Annotated in this window: 17 protein-coding genes and 2 pseudogenes; 16 read left to right on the plus strand and 3 right to left on the minus strand. The window is 35.8% G+C overall.

Features of this window, described 5'->3' with window-relative positions:
• The first annotated feature begins 150 nt into the window (after nt 1-150).
• From ACFWDE_RS21605 to ACFWDE_RS21675, 15 genes and pseudogenes are all read left to right on the plus strand, one after another.
• Entirely contained in the window at nt 151-1,089 is a 939-nt protein-coding gene (locus ACFWDE_RS21605) for a phosphate/phosphite/phosphonate ABC transporter substrate-binding protein (protein ID WP_033710861.1), read from the plus strand.
• Nucleotides 1,090-1,173: 84 nt separating this feature from the next.
• Nucleotides 1,174-1,947, plus strand: coding sequence for a phosphonate ABC transporter ATP-binding protein (phnC, locus tag ACFWDE_RS21610; protein WP_377894599.1), 774 nt, complete (start codon nt 1,174-1,176; stop codon nt 1,945-1,947).
• Nucleotides 1,944-2,738 (plus strand): phosphonate ABC transporter, permease protein PhnE, encoded by a 795-nt coding sequence (gene phnE / locus ACFWDE_RS21615; RefSeq protein ID WP_377894601.1) that lies wholly within the window; start codon nt 1,944-1,946, stop codon nt 2,736-2,738. The genes phnC and phnE (ACFWDE_RS21615) overlap by 4 nt, the downstream gene beginning before the upstream one ends.
• Nucleotides 2,738-3,541: a phosphonate ABC transporter, permease protein PhnE gene (gene phnE / locus ACFWDE_RS21620; RefSeq protein ID WP_098775464.1), complete on the plus strand. Its 804-nt coding sequence runs from the start codon at nt 2,738-2,740 to the stop codon at nt 3,539-3,541. The genes phnE (ACFWDE_RS21615) and phnE (ACFWDE_RS21620) overlap by 1 nt, the downstream gene beginning before the upstream one ends.
• A gap of 304 nt (nt 3,542-3,845) precedes the next feature.
• Nucleotides 3,846-5,846, plus strand: a complete 2,001-nt coding sequence (gene tkt / locus ACFWDE_RS21625; RefSeq protein ID WP_377894603.1) for a transketolase — start codon at nt 3,846-3,848, stop codon at nt 5,844-5,846.
• Between the two features lie 156 nt (nt 5,847-6,002).
• Nucleotides 6,003-6,443 carry a sporulation inhibitor of replication protein SirA gene (sirA, locus tag ACFWDE_RS21630; protein ID WP_002146251.1) on the plus strand — a complete coding sequence of 147 codons (441 nt, stop codon included), beginning with the start codon at nt 6,003-6,005 and terminating at the stop codon, nt 6,441-6,443.
• Nucleotides 6,444-6,521: 78 nt separating this feature from the next.
• Nucleotides 6,522-6,743, plus strand: a complete 222-nt coding sequence (locus ACFWDE_RS21635) for a YneF family protein (protein ID WP_001132292.1) — start codon at nt 6,522-6,524, stop codon at nt 6,741-6,743.
• A gap of 124 nt (nt 6,744-6,867) precedes the next feature.
• Entirely contained in the window at nt 6,868-8,619 is a 1,752-nt protein-coding gene (locus ACFWDE_RS21640) for an ABC transporter ATP-binding protein (RefSeq protein WP_377894604.1), read from the plus strand.
• Nucleotides 8,619-10,382 (plus strand): ABC transporter ATP-binding protein, encoded by a 1,764-nt coding sequence (locus ACFWDE_RS21645; RefSeq protein WP_377894606.1) that lies wholly within the window; start codon nt 8,619-8,621, stop codon nt 10,380-10,382. The genes ACFWDE_RS21640 and ACFWDE_RS21645 overlap by 1 nt, the downstream gene beginning before the upstream one ends.
• Nucleotides 10,383-10,581: 199 nt before the next feature.
• A complete protein-coding gene (locus tag ACFWDE_RS21650; protein WP_377894608.1) occupies nt 10,582-11,628 on the plus strand; it encodes a GH25 family lysozyme in 1,047 nt (348 codons plus the stop codon).
• A gap of 219 nt (nt 11,629-11,847) precedes the next feature.
• Complete coding sequence (locus ACFWDE_RS21655) at nt 11,848-12,882, plus strand: nuclease-related domain-containing protein (RefSeq protein ID WP_377894610.1); 1,035 nt, start codon at nt 11,848-11,850, stop codon at nt 12,880-12,882.
• A 123-nt stretch (nt 12,883-13,005) separates the two neighbouring features.
• Nucleotides 13,006-13,574: pseudogene (locus tag ACFWDE_RS21660) on the plus strand (hypothetical protein).
• A gap of 141 nt (nt 13,575-13,715) precedes the next feature.
• A pseudogene (locus tag ACFWDE_RS21665) lies at nt 13,716-13,862 on the plus strand (S-layer homology domain-containing protein); the annotation flags it as partial.
• Nucleotides 13,863-14,028: 166 nt separating this feature from the next.
• Nucleotides 14,029-14,175 (plus strand): BC1881 family protein, encoded by a 147-nt coding sequence (locus ACFWDE_RS21670; RefSeq protein WP_377894611.1) that lies wholly within the window; start codon nt 14,029-14,031, stop codon nt 14,173-14,175.
• Between the two features lie 107 nt (nt 14,176-14,282).
• Nucleotides 14,283-15,038 carry a sulfite exporter TauE/SafE family protein gene (locus tag ACFWDE_RS21675; RefSeq protein ID WP_377894613.1) on the plus strand — a complete coding sequence of 252 codons (756 nt, stop codon included), beginning with the start codon at nt 14,283-14,285 and terminating at the stop codon, nt 15,036-15,038.
• Between the two features lie 321 nt (nt 15,039-15,359).
• Here the strand turns inward: ACFWDE_RS21675 and ACFWDE_RS21680 are convergent, their stop codons facing one another.
• A complete protein-coding gene (locus ACFWDE_RS21680; RefSeq protein WP_002111199.1) occupies nt 15,360-15,560 on the minus strand; it encodes a DUF3903 domain-containing protein in 201 nt (66 codons plus the stop codon).
• 140 nt (nt 15,561-15,700) lie between these two features.
• Here ACFWDE_RS21680 and ACFWDE_RS21685 point away from each other — a divergent pair, with 140 nt between their 5' ends.
• On the plus strand, nt 15,701-16,114 hold the full coding sequence (locus ACFWDE_RS21685) for an NUDIX hydrolase (RefSeq protein ID WP_377894614.1): 414 nt from the start codon (nt 15,701-15,703) through the stop codon (nt 16,112-16,114).
• 12 nt (nt 16,115-16,126) lie between these two features.
• Here the strand turns inward: ACFWDE_RS21685 and ACFWDE_RS21690 are convergent, their stop codons facing one another.
• A complete protein-coding gene (locus ACFWDE_RS21690; protein ID WP_002111197.1) occupies nt 16,127-16,804 on the minus strand; it encodes an LrgB family protein in 678 nt (225 codons plus the stop codon).
• Nucleotides 16,801-17,166 carry a CidA/LrgA family holin-like protein gene (locus tag ACFWDE_RS21695; RefSeq protein WP_002087869.1) on the minus strand — a complete coding sequence of 122 codons (366 nt, stop codon included), beginning with the start codon at nt 17,164-17,166 and terminating at the stop codon, nt 16,801-16,803. The genes ACFWDE_RS21690 and ACFWDE_RS21695 overlap by 4 nt, the downstream gene beginning before the upstream one ends.
• Between the last annotated feature and the right edge of the window lie 103 nt (nt 17,167-17,269).

Below are 17,269 nucleotides of genomic sequence, written 5' to 3' on the forward strand. Positions count from 1 at the left end.
AAGCATATCAAATATATGCAGGGAATTTTAATGTGAATGTATAGAATGTGTAAAGATTCTGTAAATAGGGAATTATTCGTGAAAATGTGTGATATATTTCTTCATGTTTACGGAAGGTTATTTTATAACAACAAAAATGGGGGCATTAATATGTTGAAAAAAGTTTTTGTAATGAGTACAACAGTTGTACTAGCAGCGGGATTATTAAGTGGCTGTGGAACGAAGGAATCAAGTGCAAGTAAAAATGAAGATACGAAAAAAGGTTATGTACCGAAGACTTTAAATGTTCAATTTGTTCCTTCTCAAAATGCAGATACGTTAGAGGCGAAGGCAAAACCGTTGGAAAAGCTATTAAGTGATAAATTAAATATGCCGGTAAAAGTTAGTATTTCAACGAATTACAATACAATTGTAGAAGCGATGGCATCTAAGCAAGTAGATGTAGGCTTTTTACCTCCAACAGCGTATGTGTTAGCGCATGAGAAAAAGGCTGCAAATGTAATTTTACAGGCACAACGTTTTGGTGTAGATGATGAGACAGGAGCTCCTACAAAAGATTTAGTAGACTTTTATAAATCTGAGTTTGTTGTTAAGAAAGATTCTAATATTAACAGTGTAAAAGATTTAAAAGGTAAAAAAATTGGTTATCAGGATGTAACATCGTCAGCGGGGTATGTATGGCCTGCGGCTGTATTGTTAAAAGAGGGAATTGATCCGTTGAAAGATGTGAAACCTGTTACATTAAAAGGTCATGATCAGTCACTTATTGCGCTTTTAAATGGTGATGTAGATGCAGCTGTTGTATTCCAAGATGCTCGTAATATTGTAAAAAAAGATTATCCTAATATATTCGATCAAACGAAAATAGTGAAATTTACGGAGGAAATTCCAAACGATACGATTTCTGTACGTTCTGATTTAGATGCAGAGTGGAGCAAGAAATTACAGGATGCTTTCATTGAAATAGGAAAGAATGAGGAAGGGCACAAAATCATTAAAGAAGTATACTCACATGAAGGATACGTTAAATCTGATGATAGTAAATTTGATATCGTTCGTGAATACGGAAAGAAAGTAAAAACGCAATAATACATATGAAAATGGCAGCTAACTGGAAGGGGTGTAGTTTCAGTTAGTTTGCCGTTTTGAATACATAGAAGGTAGGTAAGATGTGTGATAGAGTTTCGAAATGTCTCCAAAGTGTATCCGAATGGTACAAAAGGATTGAATAATATAAATTTGAAAATTCAAAAAGGTGAGTTTGTTGTAATGGTAGGGTTATCCGGGGCTGGAAAGTCTACACTTCTCAGATCGGTAAATCGCCTTCATGAGATTACGGAAGGTGAAATCATAATAGAAGGTGAGTCTATTACTGCTGCAAAAGGAAAAGGGTTACGACGTATGCGCCGAGATATTGGTATGATTTTTCAAAGCTTTAACCTTGTAAAGCGGTCAACGGTATTGAAGAATGTATTAGCTGGACGTGTTGGGTATCATTCGACACTGCGTACAACGTTAGGTCTATTTCCAAAAGAGGATTTGGAGCTTACATTTCAATCGTTAAAAAGAGTGAATATTTTAGAAAAAGCATATGCGAGGGCTGATGAATTATCAGGAGGACAACAGCAACGTGTATCGATTGCTAGAGCGTTGGCGCAAGAAGCGAAAATCATATTGGCAGATGAACCTGTTGCATCGTTAGATCCGTTGACAACAAAGCAAGTGCTAGATGATTTGAAAAAAATTAATGAAGATTTTGGAATTACGACAATTGTAAACTTACATTCTATTGATTTAGCTAGGCAATATGCTACACGCATTATTGGATTACATGCAGGTGAAATTGTTTTTGATGGTTCAGTAGAAGAGGCAACGGATGAAAAATTTGCTGAAATTTATGGGGACGTTGCTCAGAAAAGCGAATTATTAGAGGTGGCAGCTAAATGAATGACGTGACGATATATTCGAAATCGATACCGAAGCCGCCGAGTAAATTGAAACGTATGTTAACGGCTATTCTAGTTATTTTACTTTTGTGGGGAAGTAGTGTGCAGGTCGACGCATCATTTGCAAAACTAGTAGTTGGTTTTCCTAATATGATGGATTTGCTGAAAGAGATGGTGCCGCCAGATTGGAGCTATTTTCAAGTTATTACAACAGCAATGTTAGATACAATACGCATGGCAATTATTGGGACGACTTTAGGAGCGATTTTAGCTATTCCAATTGCACTATTTGCGGCAAGTAATGTGTTTACTAGCGCATTTTTGTACAGTCCAGCTCGATTGATTTTAAATTTTATCCGGACAATACCAGATTTATTATTAGCGGCAATTTTCGTAGCTATTTTTGGAATAGGACCACTTCCAGGTATTTTGGCGCTTACTTTTTTCTCGATTGGACTCGTGGCGAAATTGTTGTATGAGTCAATTGAATCAATTGACCCAGGTCCATTAGAAGCGATGACAGCGGTAGGAGCGAATAAGGTGCAATGGATTGTTTATGGGGTAATTCCGCAAGTAAAAGCGCACTTTGTCTCCTATGTCCTTTATACATTTGAGGTGAATGTGCGTGCAGCAGCTGTTCTAGGCTTAGTAGGAGCGGGTGGTATTGGATTATATTATGATCGTACACTTGGATTTTTACAATATCAACAAACTGCTTCTATTATTATTTATACTCTTGTTGTTGTATTGCTAATTGATTATGTAAGTACATTGTTGCGGGAGAAATTATAATGAGTAAAACGACGATAATCGTACCGAAACCGAAGAAACCGAGTGTATATCGCTGGATTATTTTTATAGCACTTACAGTTATATATGTATGGGCCTTTTCAGGAGTCCCGCTAGAGGGAATAAAGGATACAGCGGGAGAAATTACAAAAGCAATTATGACAGGCGTACTGAACCCAGATTGGTCCTATGTATCTTTACCAGATGGTGAAGATTTATTACATGGTTTAATTGATACGTTGGCAATTGCGATATTAGGTACATTTATTTCTGCCTTTTTATCTGTTCCATTTGCTTTTTGGGCGGCAACGAATATGAGTAGTGGAAAATTAACTTCAGTAACTGGGAAATTTGTACTTAGTTTTGTTCGTACATTTCCTGAATTAGTTATGGCCCTTTTATTTATAAAAGCTGTCGGTCCAGGCTCTTTCGCCGGAGTTTTAGCTTTAGGATTACACTCTATCGGAATGTTAGGGAAACTATATTCGGAAGGAATTGAGAATATAGACAAGGGACCGACGGAAGCGTTAATCGCAACAGGTGCAAATCGGTTTCAAATACTTTGGTATGCAGTATTACCACAAGTGTTACCGGATTTTCTATCGTATACGTTATACAGATTCGAAATTAATGTACGATCCGCTGCGATTTTAGGTGTTATTGGAGCAGGTGGTATTGGTACTCCATTAATTTTTGCACTGAGTTCACGGAATTGGTCCCGCGTGGGAATTATTTTATTAGGCATCATTTTAATGGTAATTATAATTGATTTTATTTCAAGTTCGATTCGAAAACGGATTGTTTAACGAATTTTAAAAGCATCTAATTCAGATGCTTTTTTGTATTTTTTTAGTGTTTATCAAAAAATTCGGTATAGAAGAAGTTCATATATTTGTATAAATATACAGATAATTCCCTTTCTTTTTAAAATAAAAATAATAAAAAAGTATGTCATATTGAATACCCATACATTCCCGTAATCACTGTTTTTTTTATGAAAAATCAAAAAAACATCAACATATTTGTCGATACATGTTGTATAATCTTGCGTGGGAAGCTATCATATAAATGTATAAAACGTTTACTAACATACGCGAAGGGAAGAATAGCATGTCACATTCAATCGAACAACTTTCTATCAACACGATTCGCACATTATCCATTGATGCGATTGAAAAAGCAAACTCTGGTCACCCAGGAATGCCAATGGGTGCAGCACCAATGGCTTATACAGTATGGACTCAATTTATGAAACACAATCCAAATAACCCAACGTGGTTTAACCGCGATCGTTTCGTATTATCTGCAGGTCATGGTTCAATGTTACTATACAGCCTACTTCATCTATCTGGTTATGACTTAACAATGGATGATTTAAAGAACTTCCGTCAATGGGGAAGCAAAACTCCAGGACATCCTGAGTATGGTCACACAGCAGGTGTAGACGCAACAACTGGTCCACTTGGACAAGGGATTGCAACAGCTGTTGGTATGGCGATGGCTGAAAGACATTTAGCAGCAAAGTATAACCGTGATGCGTACAATGTAGTAGATCATCATACATACGCTATTTGTGGTGATGGCGATTTAATGGAAGGCGTTTCTGCTGAAGCATCTTCATTAGCTGCTCATTTACAATTAGGTCGTCTTGTTGTGCTTTACGATTCAAACGATATTTCATTAGATGGCGATTTAAATCGCTCATTCTCTGAAAGTGTAGAAGATCGTTACAAAGCATACGGCTGGCAAGTAATCCGTGTTGAGGATGGAAACGATATTGAAGCAATTGCAAAAGCAATTGAAGAAGCGAAAGCTGACGAAAAACGCCCAACGCTAATTGAAGTAAGAACGACAATTGGTTTCGGTTCTCCAAACAAATCAGGAAAATCAGCTTCACACGGTTCTCCACTTGGTGTAGACGAAACAAAATTAACGAAAGAAGCATACGCTTGGACTGCTGAACAAGATTTCCATGTAGCAGAAGAAGTATATGACAACTTCCGTAAAACGGTACAAGATGCTGGTGAGACTGCACAAGCTGCATGGAACACGATGCTCGGTGAATATGCACAAGCATATCCAGAATTAGCAAACGAGCTGCAAGCAGCAATGAATGGTCTTCTTCCAAAAGGTTGGGAACAAAGCTTACCAACTTATGAATTAGGATCAAAAGCAGCAACACGTAATTCTTCAGGTGCTGTAATTAATGCTATTGCAGAGTCTGTACCATCATTCTTTGGTGGATCAGCTGACCTTGCTGGTTCTAACAAAACATACATGAATAACGAAAAAGACTTCACAAGAGCTGATTACAGCGGTAAAAACATTTGGTACGGTGTTCGTGAGTTTGCGATGGGTGCAGCAATGAACGGTATTGCACTACATGGCGGTTTAAAAACTTACGGTGGTACGTTCTTCGTATTCTCTGACTACTTACGTCCAGCAATTCGTCTTGCAGCATTAATGCAATTGCCTGTAACGTATGTATTTACACACGACAGTATCGCTGTTGGTGAAGATGGTCCAACGCATGAGCCGGTTGAACAATTAGCAGCACTTCGTGCAATGCCAAACGTTTCTGTTATTCGTCCAGCTGACGGTAACGAATCTGTTGCAGCTTGGAGATTAGCTTTAGAATCTACAAAAACACCAACTGCATTAGTGTTAACTCGTCAAGATCTTCCGACATTAGAAGGTGCAAAAGACGATACTTATGAAAAAGTAGCAAAAGGTGCATATGTAGTTTCTGCAAGCAAGAAAGAAACGGCTGATGTAATCCTACTTGCAACTGGATCTGAAGTAAGCTTAGCAATCGAAGCGCAAAAAGCTTTAGCAGCAGACGGCGTTGATGCAGCTGTTGTTAGCATGCCATCTATGGATCGCTTTGAAGCTCAAACTGCTGAGTACAAAGAATCTGTACTACCAAAAGTAGTAACGAAACGTTTCGCAATTGAAATGGGTGCTACATTCGGATGGCACCGTTACGTAGGTCTTGATGGAGATGTACTAGGTATCGACACATTCGGTGCTTCTGCTCCTGGTGAGAAGATTATGGAAGAGTATGGATTTACTGTAGAGAACGTTGTTCGCAAAGTAAAAGAAATGCTTTAATGATTTTAGAAAAATCTCTCCAGCATGGGGAGATTTTTCTATGTAATTGAGTTTTTTCGACAGGAAAAGTTTTTTCTCTCTCCGTAGTCAGACAATCATTGCAAATTTTCTCTTATATAATGTAGGGAAAAGGTTGTCCAGATCGGGAGGGAAAAAATGAAAACGTATGAATTGTATTTAATTCAAGAGGATATTGCGAAAGCTTACTTTGGTCGTGAATATTTGTTTTTTGATTTATTTGCTCGATTTTCAGAATCTGGGTCCCTTTCGGAAAAGAAAGTGTTATATAAGCAAATGATATATATTACGATGCCAATACAAGTAATGAAAATTCATCATAAATTAGAACAGGCTTTGCGTGTTCTTGGCAAATATGAAAGAACAAATCATACTCATACGCTTTATACAGGAGCCGAATACGGAGAAATAATGGTGAAACCACAATATATTCGAATGAATACTTCTGGAAATGTATCCATGGAAACAACTTTCTTTGAGGTGCTTAGAAAGTGTGAGTTAACATTTTTCGCGATGGATTATGAAAATAAAAAGTACGGTTGGTTAAATCCTCTCAAACAAGTACGAACATATGTATAAAAAATGTCGAATAGTATCTTGTCTTATTGAAAAGGTTTTAGTACACTGTAAGGTAGACAACATGAAGGAGGAAAAGATATGCCAATGTGGTTAGGTATTCTAGTGGGCGTAGTAGCACTAGTAGCAGGCGTGGCGTTAGGATTTTTCATTGCCCGCAAATATATGATGAATTACTTACAAAAAAATCCACCAATTAACGAACAAATGTTAAAAATGATGATGATGCAAATGGGACAAAAACCTTCCCAAAAGAAAATCAATCAAATGATGAGCGCGATGAACAAGCAACAAACAAAATAAGCGCAAAAGGGCACTCTTACCGAGTGTCCTTTTCTTTTGGATATAAAAGATATTCAAAACTTTTAAAAATTCTGCATTTTTGATAAACTGAAAATATCGCTCATTTTAAGGGAGGAGGATAAATATGAAAGTGTTTTTTAATTTAGCTTGGTTTTTTAAACAAGAAAAACGAGCGTACATAATCGGAATTATTATGTTATTTGGTGTCGCGCTTCTTGAACTTGTAGCGCCAAGGGTGCTAGGAATTGTAGTAGATGAAATTAATAATGGAACATTAACATCTGAAAAATTGTTGAACTGGGTTATTCTATTAGTAGTTGTAGGAATTACGATGTATATATTACGTTACTTATGGCGTATTATGATTTTTGGATCTTCTTTAAAACTAGCTCGTCAATTGCGAAAGAATTTATATGAACATTTTACAAAGATGAGCCCATCCTTTTATCAATCACGTCGTACGGGCGACTTGATGGCACATGCGACAAATGATATTCAGGCGATTCAACAAACTGCTGGGTCAGGTGTGTTAACACTCGTTGATTCATTAGCTGTTGGAGGATGTGTACTCGTAGCGATGGGGTTTACAATTAGCTGGAAGTTAACGTTATTAAGTTTAATTCCGATGCCAATTGTAGCTATTTCTACAAATTATTATGGAACTTTACTGCATAGAAGATTTCATAAAGCACAGCAATCGTTTTCTGAAATCAATGATAAAGTACAAGAAAGTATGAGTGGGATGAAGGTAATTCGCTCACTTGGACAAGAGAAAGAGGATTTACAATCGTTTCGGAAGAAATCGGAAGATGTCGTACATAAAAATATGCTAGTCGCACGTATTGACTCGTTATTCGATCCAACGATTGCCCTAATTGTCGGATTTTCATTTTTAATCGCAATTTGTTACGGATCATTATTAGTTGTACGGGGTGAATTAACTGTAGGAGAATTAGTAACATTTACAACATACTTAGGGACTCTTGTATGGCCAATGTTAGCTTTTGGATGGCTATTTAATATTATGGAGCGTGGACGTGCTTCGTATGATCGTGTGGAGAAAATACTTTCACAAACTTCGGATGTAGTGAATAAGGAAAATGCTATACATGCTATAGCAAGTGGTGATGTTTCGTTTTCAGTTGATTCGTTTTCTTATAAAAAGAATGAACTATTAAACTTAAAAGATATTTACTTTAACTTAAGAAAAGGTGAAACGTTAGGAATTGTAGGGCGTACCGGTGCAGGGAAGACGACGTTATTAAAATGTTTAATTCGCGAGTATGACCACTTTAATGGTGAATTAAAAGTTGGTGAGCGGGATATTCGAGATGTAACACTTCACGGTGTACGCTCTGCAATTTCATACGTACCGCAAGATCATTTTTTATTTTCAGCGAGTATTGGGGAGAACATTGCTTTTGGAAAGGCCGATGCTACATATAAAGAAATTAGCAGGGCTGCTGAGATTGCTTGTATTCATAATGATATTATTCAATTTTCGGAAGGATATGACACGGTAGTAGGTGAAAGAGGAGTTTCGCTATCAGGAGGCCAAAAACAGCGGATTTCAATTGCACGTGCGTTATTAACGAATGCTGAAATTTTAATTTTAGATGATTGTTTATCAGCTGTAGATGCAAAAACAGAAGAAACTATATTAACTGCATTGAAACGAGAAAGAGCAGAAAAAACGACGATTATTACTGCGCATCGTTTAAGTGCGATTCAGCATGCAAATCTTATTCTTGTTATTGATGAGGGTAAGATTATGCAACGAGGAACACATGAACAACTAATGAACGAAAATGGTTGGTATAAAGAAATGTATGAAAGCCAGCAGTTAGAGGAACTGGTAGAGAAAGGAGGCGTATGATGGCTGAGAAAAAGCAGAGTGATTTAAGGAGATTGCTTTCTTATATGAGACCATATAAAGGGTTATTAGCGTTAGCATTTTTATTTCTAGTTGGTGCAACTGTAGCTGAAATGATGGGTCCTTTTTTAATTAAACAATTTCTTGATGAACACTTAGTACCACGTAACTTTGAACAATCAGCACTTGTTACTCTATTTGTAGTGTATATTATTGCTCACTTATTAAAAGTATTATTTACGTATTTAGACTTATTGTACTTTCAAAATATCGCTTTTAAGATTGTTCAAGATATGCGAGTTGAAGTGTATGAACATGTTCAAAAGTTATCATTAAGTTTTTTTGATCGTACGCCGATTGGTACGCTCGTATCTCGTATAACGAATGATACGGAAGCGATTAAGGATTTTTATGTTAGTGTACTATCAACATTCGTGAAAAATGTAGTCTTTTTAGTGGGAATTTTAGTAGCGATGTTTTTACTAGATGTAAAATTAGCGCTATTTTCTCTCATATTAATTCCAATTATGTTTGCGATTATGTTACTGTATCGCCGGAAAAGTGCAGCTTTTTATTTAGAGGTACGTAATCAACTAAGTGTATTAAATGCAAAGTTAAATGAGTCCATTCAAGGGATGAATATTGTTCAAGTGTTCCGGCAAGAAAAGCGGATGAGAAAAGAGTTTGAAGAAGTCAACAATAAGCATTATAGTGCTGGACGTCGTACATTGAAATTAGATGCATTACTTTTACGTCCAGCAACAGATCTTGTTCATATTGTAGCAATTGCGTTAGTTCTTGGTTTATTTGGAATTGACGCTTTAAAGAGTCCTGTCGAAGTAGGGGTTTTATATGCTTTCGTTAACTATATTCACCGCTTCTTCCAGCCGGTAAACGAGATGATGATGAAACTATCTTTCTTCCAACAAGCGCTCGTTTCATCATCGCGTGTATTTCATTTAATGGATGATAAAGATTTAGCTCCTGTTCAAATGGGGAGTGAAAATCCACGAGTAGTTAACGGGGAAATTCAGTTTAAAGATGTTACTTTTTCATATGATGGAAAGCGTGACGTTTTAAAAAATGTATCTTTTCACGTAAAACCAGGGCAAACGGTTGCTTTCGTCGGACACACTGGTAGTGGTAAGAGTACAATTATGAATTTATTAATGAGATTTTACAATATTAGATCAGGTAATATTGTAATAGACGGAGTGGGTTTAGAGAAGTTTGAAGAACAAGAAATTCGAAAGAAAATTGGTCTTGTGCTGCAAGATGCATTTTTATTTGCTGGAAATGTAAAGCAAAATATTCGTATGTATAATGAAGAGATAACGGATGAAGAGATAGAAGAAGCAGCGCGATTTGTGCAAGCGAATACGTTTATTGAAAAATTATCGGAGCAGTATGATACAGAAGTTGTCGAGAGAGGAGCTGCGTTTTCTAGTGGTCAAAGGCAATTAATTGCTTTTGCTAGAACGATAGCAACTAATCCGAAAGTATTAGTGTTAGATGAAGCGACGGCAAATATTGATACAGAAACAGAGGAGGCTATCCAAACGGCATTGCAGCAAATGCGAAAAGGTAGAACAACGATAGCGATTGCACACAGATTGTCTACAATCCAAGATGCGGACCAAATATTTGTTATGCATGAAGGGGAAATCAGAGAAAGAGGAACACATCAAGAGTTACTTAGTGAACAAGGACTTTACTACAATATGTACTTACTACAAAATAAAGGGAGTTTGCAAAAGGCCTTGTAATTACAAGGCCTTTTTTGAGGTGTTAAAAGTGTATTAATGGAGTTTCTGGTGGACGGTGTAGTTTCAATTCCACTTTCTTCTTAAACATTTCAACAAAATAAATATAGTAGAACTTTATTACTATAGTATAAACGTCGTGTCCGCTAACTGAAGTTATACATATTGTATACGGAATAAAAAAATTGATAGGAGCTTTTATATGCAAAATAGATCCAGTTCAAATGTTACGTTTATCGATGTGTCTCATTGGGAAGGAAACATTGATTGGAATGCTGTGAAGTCATCTGGCATTCCAGCGGCGTATGCAAAAGCGACGGAAGGTGTGAACTATATTGACCCTACTTTCGTTCAAAATGTACAAGCTGCGAGAAATGCGAATGTATTAATCGGTGCATATCATTTTGCGCACCCAGAACAAAATGATGCAATTTCAGAAGCGAAATATTTTGTGAATATATTACAGAGTAATCAGACGGACTTAATTCCTGTTTTAGATTTAGAATCGCCAACGGATAGTAGCAATAGTAGTTTAACGGGTGCGACTATATCAAATTGGGCAAGAAGTTTCGTAAATTATGTGAAACAAGCTACTGGGAAAAGTGTAATGTTATATACAGGAGTTTGGTATATTAATGAATTTGGAATTAACGGGTTAAGTGACATTCCACTATGGATTTCCAGATATTCTAGTATACCACCTGCTGATGCTGGTGGATGGACAGAGTGGACAGCATGGCAGTACACAGATTCTGGTCAAATTTCAGGTGTAGGAAATTGTGATGTATCAGCAGCTGTTTCATTAGAAGCTTTACAAGGAAATGGAGCAAGTGGTGGAGGTAATGTTCCCACGCCTAATAATGCGACTCCAGTATACGGAGTTGCTGTAATTAATGGAGATAATGTGAATTTACGAAGTGGACCATCTTTACAGTCTAGTGTAATTCGCCAATTGAATCGTGGCGAATCATATGAAGTTTGGGGAGAACAAGATGGATGGCTCTGTTTAGGGACAAATCAGTGGGTATATAATGATTCAAGTTATATTCAGTATAAACATTATGTGGCAACTATTACTGGCGATAATGTGAATCTGCGAGACGCTCCATCATTAAACGGGAATGTTATAAGACAGTTACATCATGGTGAATCATATCGAGTATGGAGTAAGCAAGATGGATGGCTTTGCTTAGGGACAAATCAATGGGTATATAATGATTCAAGTTATATTCAATATGGTGTGCAATAAAGTGAAAATTTAATTGATGGGGATTGTCCACACTGATTATTGGACAATTGGCCAGTACCAAGTGTTTTTTACCAGCAGTCTAACTATAAAAAGGTATCTTACTTGAGGTGCCTTTTTATAAAAAATATATAATTTTTACAAAGTGTATATTAAAAGCATAGTATAATATAATCGATATATTTATAAAAAAAATCGGAAATGAAATAAAGGAGTAATAATATGGAGTATGTGCTAATAGGTGGGATTTTAATATTATTAGCTGTAGTGTTTGTACTGTTTTATAAAAATAAACAGTTAGAATCAGAGAGTCAGCAAGTAGAGTTTGAAAAGAAACAAGCGATTGAAACGTATGAAGATGAGATTGCAGCTACGATTACAGAGCATAAAGAACAACAGGATACTTTAAAGAATATGGAACAGAAAAAATATAATGATTTACAAGTGAATACAGCTAGAGAACTTGAAAATATGCGTATGATGAAAAATCAATTGGCTGTTCAACATAGTAAAGAACGTAGTGAAATGCAAGATAAACATAGTAACGAAATACATATGTTTCAAAATTTAATTGCGGATTTACGAGAATATACCAAAAATGGTGCTGAAGTGAATGCGCATGAAACATTACATTATATGAAGCGAGGTTTCGTTGAGCAAGGAATCATACTAGAAGAAGAGTTTCATATTATACCGAACGTTTTTATGATACGCAATAAATATAGAGATAAACGTGACATAAACGATAATCGAATCCATCACCTCATCTTATGTAAAGCTGGCATGTATTTACTTGAGACGAAAGAATGGACAGGGAAATTAATCCATGGCTTAACGAGAGAAAATGCGGGTGTATATTCATTTATGATTGATGAAATCGGCAAGTATCAACATGAAATTGAAAAAGAAGAGACATTTGAATTTATTACGGATGGAACTTCATTAACTTTGCAAGTAAGAAATGAAGGGAATCCAGCATATAAAGCGAAAAAATTAGCTCAAACTGTGTATGATTATTTGGAAGAAATACAAGTAGATATTGTAAAGGGAAAAGTAAAACCGATTGTATATTTTGAAAATGAAAGTGGAAAAGAAGTTATTGATCTCTCTAATGAAGAATTGCCGAGATTTAAAGATAGAGAGCAAATTGTAACGTTTTTCAGAAATGAAGTTTTAACAAGTAAAGAAATATATACAGCACGAGAACTACAAAAGATTAGAGATATGATTGGCCAGATGAATTATGTTGCGAAGTGAAAAATAAAGTAAAACTTTAATCAGCAGGGCTTTATGGGCAAACGGACTCCTACCCTGTACAGCCAAATTTTGAGGTGGGGTCTAACTGCCCGCAAATAGTGGGATAAAGTAGGTGCTATTTGGATGGAGAAAGGTAAAAGCGCTATATTGTGGGGAATGTTGTACGCTTATTTTTGTTTGTATATATTAATGTACATTGCGTTTATTTTCGTTATTGATATGGTTCATGTGCCATTGAGTGTAATGAGTATTTTTGTGGTAGTAATGCCGTTTATTTTATTAGTTATTATTCAAAAGTCTATCTTACATGTTTCTGCAAGACGTAATAAAGATAAGAAACAACTGTTCAATGTAATGATGGTGGGTCTCATTCCATTGGTAGTATGCACAATACAATTAAGTGCAAATAAATACATTTCAAACTTTAATCAGGAATGATGGTTAAAGTTTGAAGATAAACGGGTACATATGGTAGATGACCTAATGCAAGAACATAAATTAATAGGAAATCAAACGAGGAAATTACAAAATTATTAGGGGCTCCTACAGAAACAAGAAGTTTGGAAGAGGGAATTACCACTTTGTACTATCTTGGGAATGAACGTGGTTTCATTTCTATAGATAGTGAATGTCTTGTTTTGCAATTTGATAGAGATGGTAGGGTTATAGAATATAAGGTGCAACGAGATTGAAATAGTGAGAGGAAGAAGCTATACTTTTTATAGCTTCTTTTCCATATTCCAATATAGAAAAGGTAGGCAAATAGTAGTCATTCCTATCCATACGAATGGGGTAGAGTTTGTTATATTGTAAAGGGTTATTTAGTTTAGAGGTTTGCTAAACAGGCGGTTCAACGTGTTTATGGGTTAGGTATTGTAAAAGGGAATGAGAATAATGAGTTTATGCCAAAAGGTTTTGCAACACGTGGGGAATCGGCAGCATTTATTAATAGAATGTTAAAAGTAATAGAGAGTAAATAATGGAAAGGCATTCGCTTTGGCGAGTGCTTTTTTATTTTTCAATATGTTATAGAAAGGGGATGTGAATTTTGACTGGAATAAGGAATGAAAGCGGAGGTGATGCATATATTTAGATGCATTGGGTAGTTTTTTATGATTTTGTATAAAATGAAAAGGAGGTAAGACGGTGAAAGCGATACCGACTGATGTCCTGAGTAAGGAATTGATGGAAAGAGAAGGGGTTATATCTATTACAGTGAAGGGATTTGAAAAGATAGAAGTGGCCGGGGTTGTTGTCTCTGGACCAGCTGTAATTTTGATTAATCAAGATTAAGTACATATTATCAATATAGAAAAATAGTAAAAGCATCCGTTTAGGGTGCTTTTTGTTTGTATAGAAGTGTGCATATGATAGATAATTGGGGTATTGGAGGGGAGTATGTGGCAATTATTATAACAATGTTATTAATGGGAGTTTTATTAGGATTTGTCGGAGCAGGAGGAGCAGGATTTATCATCGGGATACTCACCCTGGTATTCCATATCCCTATTCATGTTGCGCTTGCAACATCTTTAACTGCTATGGCATTTACAACATTATCTGGAGTAGTAAGTCATTACCGAGAAGGGAATGTTGTGTTTGTAATAGGTGGGATTGTTGGGGGATTTGGAGCAATTGGTTCCTTTATTGGTTCAAAGTTTGGTTCGCTAATACCAGCGCATCTTCTGCACTGGTTTACAGCGGGTATGTTATTTTTATCTGCAATTTTTATGTTTATTCGATTGATTATGTTCCAAAACAGGGAGCAGCCGTCTTTAAAAGAGGAAAAAGAACTTACGAAAGATAACTTGATTAAATGTATATGTCTCGGATTGGTTACTGGAATTTTAGCTGGTTCGTTTGGGATTGGTTCAGCACCCTTTATCCAACTCGGGTTAATGGTTCTATTAGGTTTAACGATCCGTCAATCTGTAGGGACGACAATGCTCGTTATATTACCAATCGCAATTGGAGGTGGGCTTGGATATAGTTCGGAAGGGTATTTAGATTATGTATTATTAGTACAAGTTTTAATCGGGACAATGTTAGGCGCATATATAGGAGCTAAGTTTACAAATTATGCACCTCGCATGCTTCTAAGGTTTTCGATGATTATGACACCAATATTAGCTGGATGTATGTTGTTAGTAGATTAAAGAGAATATATAGAAGCATATTAATATATTTTACGAATGAATTATGTAAGTAATTCATATTTCTCATATAAAAAGATTTGCTTTAATATAATGAGTGTAAAGTTCGAGTATTCGAAGTATTACTTGAATTATATCCCTATCCCTTTTCTAAAAAATGCGAACAAGTTTTGCCCTATTCTATTCAATAGTTTATTGTATAGAAATATATTGTTCGATGACCATTATGGAACGCACATAATGGGTAAATCCCGATCCTTAAAGAGGATGCCCCTAATCTTCATGTGAAAATATGATCGGATAAGAAAGCTGGCCAATTTATGGTCAGCTTTCTTTTTGTTCAAAGAGTAATTCTTCTTTAATTTCTGTTTGCAATAATAAAGTTTTTCCGAAACGACGTTTACATTCAGCCCGTACTTTTTGAATGGCTAGTAGCTGAGAAGTAGCGGGCACTGTGACAATTGCTTGTCGAGGTTTCCGATTTTCTTCACAAAAAATACATTCCACAACATATTTAGAAATCATAATTTCATCCTTTCGGTTTGAATTTCTAAGAAGGGACTGCTCATGAAGTTGATGTAATCTTTCGTCATCGTTTTACTTTTCTCCTCTTTTTTCAAGGATAAATATAAAGAAAGATAGAAAGTTAGTATGGGGGAGATAGGATGAAAAGATGGATTGGTACGGCAGCTATATGTATGAATGAAAAGAATGAGTTTCTAATGGTATTACAAGGAAAAGTAAATGAAGAGAAGCGATGGTCTGTGCCGAGCGGAGGACAAGAAGAGGGAGAAGAGCTTGAAGAGTGTTGTGTTCGTGAAGTATGGGAAGAAACGGGTTATGAAGTAGAAGTTATAGACAAGCTATGTGAAAAAAAGGGGATAACATATGGGGTACCAGTTCATGTGTATTACTATGTTGTGAAGTTAATAGGTGGTAACATGAAAATACAAGACCCTGATGAGTTAATACATGAAATAGATTGGAAAGGAATAGATGAAGTGAAAAAATTATCTTTATCGTTTCTGGAAGATTATGAGCTATTATATAAATATGCAAATAAAAAAGAAAGTGTTTAAACACTTTCTTTTTTATTGTATCCAAGATAAGAAAAGCGGAACGATAACTAAACTAGCTCCAGCTGTTAAAAGCATTGATAAACTTGCAATTGTACCTTCTACAGGACCGATTTCAAATGCTTTTGATGTTCCGGTTCCATTCGCGCTAGTACCTAGCATTATACCTTTTGCGAGCGCTGTTTTAATACGGCATATGCGTATGAGCGTAGGACCGAGTAATGCTCCAGTTAAGGCAGTTAATACGACGAAAACGGCTGTTAATTGTGACATGCCGCCAATCATTTCTGAAATCGCCATTGCAATAGGTGTTGTTACAATGTGCGGTGCTAAACTTTGTTCTATTGTAGAGTCAATTTGAAAAAAATCAGCTAATAGTGCGGAAGTAATAACCGATAGAAATGAACCAACAATGACATTAATTAAAATGGCCGTTCCATGTTTTTTTAATAAATTAAAGTGTTTATAGATTGGCCATGCGAAAGCAACTGTAGCAGGTTTTAATAATTCTGTTAGCCAATGACTACCAGATTCGTAGGTTTCGTATGGTGTATCTAATCCAAGTAATAAAGCAATTAAAATGATTGGGCATACAAGAAGGGGAGAAAGCAAACTCCAATTCCAGCGTTGATACATTTTTTTAGATACCCAATATGTGAATAGTGTTAATAGTAAACAAAGAAAGCCGATCATTGTGGTGATCCTTTCCGCTTTAATAGCAATTCTGTTAAAAGTCCTGTTACGAGAGTGACACAAAGTGTACTAATCACGATAATTAAAATGAGATCGATTCCATATTGTGATAATGTATCTTTGTAACGAATGACAGCGACTGCAGAAGGGATGAAAAATAAAATAAGTTCTTTTAATAAAAAGTCTGCACCGTCTTGTATCCATTCTTTTTTCACTATGTTAAATTTTAATGAGATTAATAATAAAAAAATACCGATTATACTTCCTGGAACTGGGAGGTGTGCCTGTTTTGCAATCCATTCACCTGTCCAAGCGAAACAAAATAATAATAAAATTTGTCCGCTTAACTTCCACCATTTCATACAGTAACCACCTCTTTGTTTTTTACATAAAAATTGTAAAAAATAATTCGCAATTTCTACTATACGTTCATTCGAAATATTTGTCTAATATATAAATTATATG

This window comes from Bacillus sp. NPDC060175 (genome assembly GCF_042728695.1).
GTDB lineage: Bacteria > Bacillota > Bacilli > Bacillales > Bacillaceae_G > Bacillus_A.